Source organism: Streptomyces solincola (assembly GCF_002982015.1).
Taxonomy (GTDB): Bacteria; Actinomycetota; Actinomycetes; order Streptomycetales; family Streptomycetaceae; genus Streptomyces; species Streptomyces solincola.
This window is the reverse complement of record NZ_PVLV01000370.1, coordinates 1-7714: the sequence shown is the minus strand read 5'-3', so window position 1 is coordinate 7714 and position 7714 is coordinate 1. Positions and strand designations below refer to the sequence as shown.

Genomic DNA, 7714 nt, shown 5'->3' with positions numbered 1-7714 from the left:
CGCCTGGGCCACCCGGCCGGCCTGGAACGGGGTGACCCGGCCGTCCGGGTGGCCCAGGCGGCCGCGCCCCGGGGCGGGCGCGTCCGGGCCGGGGGCCGATGCGGGGGCGTCCAGCACGGCGCGCAGCCGGGTGCCGCGGGCCAGCTCGGTGTCGGCGGTGCGGTCCGGGCGGGCCGACGCCGCCACCAGGTGCACGCCCAGCCGGTGTCCGTCGCGGGCCACCGCCTCCAGCGCCCGCACCACCGAGCCGGCGGCGGGCCGCCCGGCCGCGCCCAGCGCGGGCGCCACCAGGGCGTCGTAGTCGTCCACCAGCACCACCAGCCGCGGCAGCGGCGGCGGAACCTCCCGCTCCGCGCCCCGCGCGGCCGACGGGCGCAGCCGCAGCGTGCCGGTCGGCGGCGCGTCCAGGTCCCCACCGCCCTGGCCCATCGGGCGGCGCGGCGCGATCATGCGGTCCGCCACCTCCCGCTGGGTGTGCCACTCGGCGAAGTCCTGACGCCCCAGCAGCTCCGCCCGCCGCTTCAGCTCCGCGCCCAGCGCCTGCGCGAACTCCCGCATCCGCACCGGGTCGGAGGCCACCAGGTGCTCGGTGACGTGCGGCAGCTCGGTGCAGGGCGCCAGGCCCTCGCCGCGCCCCGCGCCCGCCCCGTCCACCAGCAGCAGCCCCAGCCTGTCCGGCCGGGACGCCGCCGCCAGCGACGCCGCCACCGCGCGCAGCAGCTCGGTGCGGCCGCTGCCCGCCGGGCCCTCCACCAGCAGATGCGGGCCGTGCGCGGCCAGGTCCACGGTGACCGGCCCGTGCGGACCGGCCCCCAGCACCGCCGTGCCGTCGGGCGCGGACGCCCAGCGGGCCATCAGCGACGCCGGGGTGGCCCGGGCCAGCTCCAGCTCGTCCAGCAGCCGCGCGGACGGCGGCAGCGCCACCGCCGCCGTGCGCCGCCCGCCCGCGGCGGCGGACCCGTCCGGCTCGTCGGTGCTCAGCGGCGCCAGCGCCCGGGCGAACCGCTCGGCCCAAGCCGCCGACACCGCGTCCACCGTGCCGACCGTGCCGTGCCCGGCGGGCCGGCCGCCGGCCGTGCGCAGCAGCCGCAGCGCGGTCGCCACGTCACCGGAGAGCAGCGCCGCCGCCCCGCATTCGCGAAACGGCAGGGACGCCGCGCACGCCGTCTCGTAGGTCGCGTCCACCGGGGAGGCCGGCGACGCGGCCGGGGCCTCCGCCAGGCACAGCAGGTGGACGCCGGCCGCCGACCCGGCCCCGGCCAGCCGCGCGGTCGCCTCGCGCAGCGCCGCCGAACCGGGGTCGCCGTCCACGACCACCACCGTGCGCGGTCCGTCGTAACGGGCGGCGGCCTCGGCGACGGCCGCCCGGTCGGCGCTCGCCCAGGCCGGGCCGAGCGGCCCGTCGTCCAGCCGCCGGGTCAGCTCGCCGGCGCGGGCCGCCGCCTGCTCCCGGTCGTACGCCAGCAGCAGCCGGCAGTCCTGGCCCTGCGCCGGGCGGAGCTGCGGCAGCCAGCCCAGCCACGCCCAGTCGCGGCCGCGCCCCGGCCCGGCCAGCAGCACCAGCTCCAGGTCCCCGGGCGCGTGCAGGGCGACCAGTTGGGCGATCACGGACCTCGCGAGCCCGAGCAGCCGGGGGCGGGGCCCGGCCAGCCCCAGCGACCCGGCCTCCCGCAGGCCCACGGTGACCGGCACGGCGGCCAGCTCCGCGCGGTCCGCGGTGCCGAGCCGGACCACCAGCTCCTCGGGGTGCCCGGGCCCCCGCTCCCACAGCCGGGGCCCCGGCCCGAGCGCGGTGAGCAGCACGGCGGCGGGGTCGGGCCAGGTGTCCGTGCCGGGACCGCCGGCAGGCCGCGGCCCGTCCCCGGACGGCGGTACGAGGAGGGGCCGCGGACCCGGTCCGGCCGTCGCTGCCTCGCGCCCGCCCGCCAGCTTCCGCGCCCACGCGCCTATGCCCCGCCGGCGGGCGGGGTCGGCGGCGTCCGCCGGTGCGGTACGGGGATCGGTGCGGGTGCCGCGGGGCGGCGTCGCGCCGGGAGCCTGCGGCTGGTCGACCGTGTGCGTACCGCTCACCGCCGGGCGGTGGCCGGCCCGCCCGGCCGGGGCGACGGGCCGCGCGCCACCGCCCGCATCGCGGGTCGTCGCGCTGTCGCCGTCGTCCGGGGAGGGCCTGCGGGGAGCGGTGGTGCGGGCCGGGGAGGCGGGCCCGGGGTGCTCCGGCCGCCGCCGGTCCGGTGCGGCCCCGGCCCCCTCGGGGCCGCCCTCGGGGCCGGAGGTCCGCCGCACCCGCAGGCGGCCCTCGCCGTCCGGGGCGGTGGGCAGCGGCGGGCCGTCCGTGACCGGGCCGGTGGCCAGCCTCAGGGAGGACTCGCCGAGGCGCAGCAGCGCGCCGGGCGTGAGCCGCACCGGGCGGGGTCCGACCGGTGCGCCGTCCAGGGTGGTGCCGTTGGTGGAGCCGAGGTCGGCGACCGAGACCCGGCCGTCCTCGGCGACGACGACCGCGCAGTGCAGCCGGGAGACGTCCGGATCGTCCAGCGGCACGTCCGCGTCGGCCGAGCGGCCGATGCGGATCTCGCCGCCGTGCAGCAGATGGACGCCGCCCGCGTCCGGCCCCGCGACCACGTGCAGCCGGGCCGGGGCGCCGTCCGGCGGGGCGTGCTCCTCGCCGGGCATCTGGAGGGTGAGCACCGCCCCGTCCACCAGCGGCGGCTCGCCCAGGAAGCGCCGCTGGACGTCGAGCCGCTCCGCGCCGGCGTACAGCACCACGCCGGCCGAGGCGTCCGCCCCCGAGACGGCGGACGCCAGCCCGGAGGCCACGGCGGCCAGCGCCGTCCCGGCGGGGGCGGTGACGAGCACGTCACAGGCGCGCGCCGCGGCCTGGCCGCCGGAGGGCGCGGCGAGGACGGTCAGCCGGATCTGCATCGCCGTCAGCGATCCCTTCTGCCGCGGGCACGTCGTCCCGTTCAGGTCGGCACGCCGCCACGGGGTTGCGGGCCGGGGCGCACGTGCTGGGGGCATCCTCGCACCTGCCACTGACAACACGCCCGGGAGCCGTACAAAAATGATCTTGAATGATCATTCGAGGGCAGGTCGGGGCGTGGAAGCACGCGGCGCGGGGCGTCGGGCGGCCGCCTTCGAACGCCCGAACGGACCGGACCGGCCCGTGCCCGGACGCAGTCCCGACGCGACCCTGACCCGGTCCCGACCCGGTCCCGACGCAACCCCGACGCCCGCCGCGCGCGTCTGCCGTGACGACATCGTCCGGCCGAAGACCGCGGACCGCCGCACAGGACCCGGCCTTACAGTGGGTCGGACACCGGGCGGGCCCAGCGGGCGCCCCGGACAGGCAGGGACCACGATCGCAGGGAGCGCATGACGTGCGGCCGGTAGGCAGCAAGTACCTCCTGGAGGAGCCGCTCGGGCGCGGAGCCACGGGCACCGTCTGGCGCGCCCGCCAGAACCAGACGGCGGGCGCCGAGGCGGCCGTCCCCGGGCAGCCCGGCGAGACCGTGGCGATCAAGGTCCTCAAGGAGGAGCTCGCCAACGACGCGGACGTGGTGATGCGCTTCCTGCGCGAGCGCTCCGTCCTGCTGCGGCTCACCCACCCCAACATCGTCCGCACCCGCGACCTGGTCGTCGAGGGCGACCTGCTCGCCCTGGTCATGGACCTGGTCGACGGCCCCGACCTGCACCGCTACCTGCGCGAGAACGGCCCGCTCACCCCGGTCGCCGCCGCGCTGCTCACCGCGCAGATCGCCGACGCGCTCGCCGCCAGCCACGCCGACGGCGTCGTGCACCGCGACCTCAAACCCGCCAACGTGCTGCTCGCCGAGCGGGACGGCCGCATGCACCCGATGCTGACCGACTTCGGCATCGCCCGGCTCGCCGACTCCCCGGGCCTGACCCGCACCCACGAGTTCGTCGGCACCCCCGCCTATGTGGCCCCCGAATCCGCCGAGGGCCGCCCGCAGACCTCCGCCGTCGACATCTACGGCGCCGGCATCCTGCTGTACGAGCTGGTCACCGGCCGTCCGCCGTTCTCCGGCGGCACCGCGCTCGAGGTGCTGCACCGCCACCTGAGCGAGGAGCCCCGCCGCCCCTCCACGGTGCCCGGTCCGCTGTGGACCGTGGTCGAGCGCTGCCTGGACAAGGGCCCCGACCGCCGGCCCGGCGCGGAGAACCTCGCCCGTGCCCTGCGCACCGTCGCCGCCGGCATCGGCGTGCACGCCACGCCCGCGCAGATCGAGGCCGCCGACGGGGTCGGCGCGCTGCTCGCGCCCGACCCGGACCCGGCGCCCGTGCCCGAGACGCCCGGCGCCGCCGACCCCACCCAGGTGCTGCCCAGCGGCGCCGCCGGCCCCGGGCAGGCCGCACCCGGCCCGTACGACCCGTCCGCCGCCACCAGCGTGCTGCCCACCAGCGGCCCGGGGCAGGGCGGCCCCGGCAGCCACGGACCGGGCGCCGCCGACCCGACCACGGTCATGCCCCCCGTACCGCCGCGTCCGGACGGCTCGCCCGCCCCCGGCCCGGAGGACCCGCACCCCTGGCAGTCCCAGTTGCGCGCGGCCCGCGACCGCAACGAGCAGACCCAGGTCCAGTACCTCGACCCCAGCCAGGACCCGCTGCGCCGCCGCCCCCAGCGCCAGGCGCCGCCGCCGCAGCAGCCGCCCCGCCATCAGCAGCCGTACCCGCCGCAGTCGCCGCCCCAGCAGTACCAGCAGCGGCCGCCGCAGTACGCGCCGCCGCCGCAGCCGTACCAGCCGCAACCCCAGCGGTACCAGCAGCCCCAGCAGCCGCAGCCGTACCAGCCGCCGCAGCAGCAGCGGCCGGCCCCGCAGCGCCCCGCCCCGCCGCCGGCCCGCGAGCCGCGCCCGCCCCGGGAGCCGCGCGAGCCGCGCCGGCGCAGTGCCAACCCGATGCGCATCCCGGGCCTCGGCTGCCTCAAGGGCTGCCTGTTCACGCTGCTGATCCTGTTCGTGGCCGGCTGGCTGATCTGGGAGCTGACCCCGCTCCAGAGCTGGGTCGCCGAGGGCAAGAGCTACTGGGACGCCATCGGCGACGGCATCAGCTCCTTCACCAACTGGGTCGACGACCTGATCAACGGCTCCTCCGGCGGCGGCACCGGCGGTGGCACCTGAGGCGGCGGCTCCGCCGGCCAGTAGCTCCGGTTCCGTCCCTCCGGCACGCGACTTCGTCGCTTTGTCGACATCCAGGGCGTGTTTCCGGCTCGCGGGTGCGTGATCGCGCTCCCAGCCGCGTACGTTGGTGCCGAACGCCAGCTTCTGAGGGAGCAGTCTTGGCACGGAAGATCGGCAGCCGTTACACCGCCCACCAGATCCTGGGGCGGGGCAGCGCGGGGACGGTATGGCTCGGCGAGGGCCCGGAGGGGCCCGTCGCCATCAAGCTCCTGCGCGAGGACCTCGCCTCCGACCAGGAGCTGGTCGGACGCTTCGTCCAGGAGCGCACCGCCCTGCTCGGGCTCGACCACCCGCACGTCGTCACCGTCCGCGACCTCGTCGTGGACGGCAACGACCTCGCCCTCGCCATGGACCTGATCCGCGGCACCGACCTGCGCACCCGGCTGGACCGCGAACGCCGGCTCGCCCCGGAGGCCGCGGTCGCCATCGTCGCCGACGTCGCCGAGGGCCTGGCCGCCGCGCACGCCGCCGGCGTCGTCCACCGGGACGTCAAGCCGGAGAACATCCTGCTCGACATGGAGGGCCCGCTCGGCCCCGGCGGCGCACATCCCGCGCTGCTCACCGACTTCGGCGTGGCCAAGCTGATCGACACCCCGGGCCGCACCAGGTCCAGCAAGATCATCGGCACCCCGGACTACCTCGCCCCCGAGATCGTCGAGGGACTGCCGGCGCGCGCCGCCGTCGACATCTACGCGCTGGCCACCGTGCTGTACGAGCTGCTGGCCGGGTTCACCCCGTTCGGCGGCGGGCACCCCGGTGCGGTGCTGCGCCGCCACGTCACCGAGACCGTCGTCCCGCTGCCCGGCATCCCCGAGGAGCTGTGGCAGCTCCTGGTGCAGTGCCTGGCCAAGGCGCCCGCCTCCCGGCTGCGCGCCTCCGAGCTGGCCGCCCGGCTGCGCGAGCTGGCGCCGCTGGTCACCGGCATCCCGCCGCTGGACGTGGACGAGCCCGGTGCCGAGTCGGCCGAGGAGGGGTACCCGGAGGACCCCTACCCCACCCTGACCGACGCGCCCCGCCGGGCCGCGGTGCCGCTGGTGCCCGGCTCGTCCATCGACTCCGGCCGCGACACCCACACCTCCATGCGGGTCCCGGCCCCCGACGAGCTGTCCGGCGGCCCGTACGGCACCGCCCGGGCCCCCCGCCCCGCCGGCGCCCGCCGCCCCGGCTCGGCCCGCAACCGCCCCGCCGCGGTGCGCAAGCGCCGGATCACCCTGGGCCTGGCCGCCCTCACCCTCGCCGCCGCGGCCGGGGTCGGCGGCTTCCTGGTCGCCGGCGGCGACGAGCCGGGCGCCCCGCCGCAGGACTCCAAGCAGTCCGCCCCGTCCCAGCCCTGAGGGCCGGTCCCGCACCCGGGACCGGCTCCCGGGCCGGTCTGTCGGCGCGAGCCGTTACGCTGGTGCCGTGGCAGTCGTCGATGTATCCGAAGAGCTGAAGTCCCTCTCCTCGACCATGGGGTCGATCGAGGCCGTCCTGGACCTCGACAGGCTGAGGGCCGACATCGCCGTGCTGGAGGAGCAGGCCGCCGCCCCGTCCCTGTGGGACGACCCGGAGGCCGCGCAGAAGATCACCAGCCGGCTCTCGCACCTCCAGGCCGAGGTCCGCAAGACCGAGGCGCTGCGCGGGCGCATCGACGACCTCGCGGTCCTGTTCGAGCTGGCCGAGGCCGAGGACGACGCGGACACCCGCGCCGAGGCCGAGGCCGAGCTGACGGCCGTGCGCAAGGCGCTGGACGAGATGGAGGTGCGCACCCTCCTGTCCGGCGAGTACGACGAGCGCGAGGCGCTGGTCAACATCCGCGCCGAGGCAGGCGGCGTGGACGCCGCCGACTTCGCCGAGCAGCTCCAGCGGATGTACCTGCGCTGGGCCGAGCGGCACAGCTACGGCACCGAGATCTACGAGACCTCCTACGCGGAGGAGGCCGGCATCAAGTCGACCACCTTCGTCGTCAAGGCCCCCTACGCCTACGGCACCCTCTCCGTCGAGCAGGGCACCCACCGCCTGGTGCGCATCTCCCCGTTCGACAACCAGGGCCGCCGCCAGACCTCCTTCGCCGGCGTCGAGGTGCTGCCGGTCGTCGAGAGCTCCGACCACGTCGAGATCGACGAGTCCGAGCTGCGGGTGGACGTCTACCGCGCCTCCGGCCCCGGCGGCCAGGGCGTCAACACCACCGACTCGGCGGTGCGGATCACCCACATCCCCACCGGCATCGTGGTCTCCTGCCAGAACGAGCGCTCCCAGATCCAGAACAAGGCCAGCGCGATGAACGTGCTCCAGGCCAAGCTGCTGGAGCGCCGCCGCCAGGAGGAGCAGGCCAAGATGGACGCCCTCAAGGGCGACGGCGGCAACTCCTGGGGCAACCAGATGCGCTCCTACGTCCTGCACCCGTACCAGATGGTCAAGGACCTGCGCACCGAGCACGAGGTCGGCAACCCGCAGTCCGTGCTGGACGGCGAGATCGACGGCTTCCTGGAGGCCGGCATCCGCTGGCGCAAGCAGCAGGAGAAGTAGCCCCCACGTCC

The 7714-nt window shown here is 77.5% G+C and carries 4 protein-coding genes; 3 read left to right on the top strand and 1 reads right to left on the bottom strand.

Features of this window, described 5'->3' with window-relative positions:
* On the bottom strand, positions 1–2919 hold a 2919-nt coding region (locus tag C6N75_RS21865; protein ID WP_105870605.1), incomplete at its 3' end, for an FtsK/SpoIIIE domain-containing protein.
* A gap of 455 nt (positions 2920–3374) precedes the next feature.
* On the opposite strand from C6N75_RS21865, the gene C6N75_RS21860 reads away from it, so the two are divergent.
* From C6N75_RS21860 to prfB, 3 genes are all read left to right on the top strand, one after another.
* Positions 3375–5135 carry a serine/threonine-protein kinase gene (locus tag C6N75_RS21860; protein ID WP_105870604.1) on the top strand — a complete coding sequence of 587 codons (1761 nt, stop codon included), beginning with the start codon at positions 3375–3377 and terminating at the stop codon, positions 5133–5135.
* 158 nt (positions 5136–5293) lie between these two features.
* The gene (locus C6N75_RS21855; protein ID WP_105870603.1) at positions 5294–6529 is read left to right on the top strand and encodes a serine/threonine-protein kinase; all 1236 of its coding nucleotides are present in this window, start codon (positions 5294–5296) and stop codon (positions 6527–6529) included.
* Between the two features lie 67 nt (positions 6530–6596).
* The gene (prfB, locus tag C6N75_RS21850; RefSeq protein ID WP_105870602.1) at positions 6597–7703 is read left to right on the top strand and encodes a peptide chain release factor 2; all 1107 of its coding nucleotides are present in this window, start codon (positions 6597–6599) and stop codon (positions 7701–7703) included.
* Positions 7704–7714 lie beyond the last annotated feature (11 nt).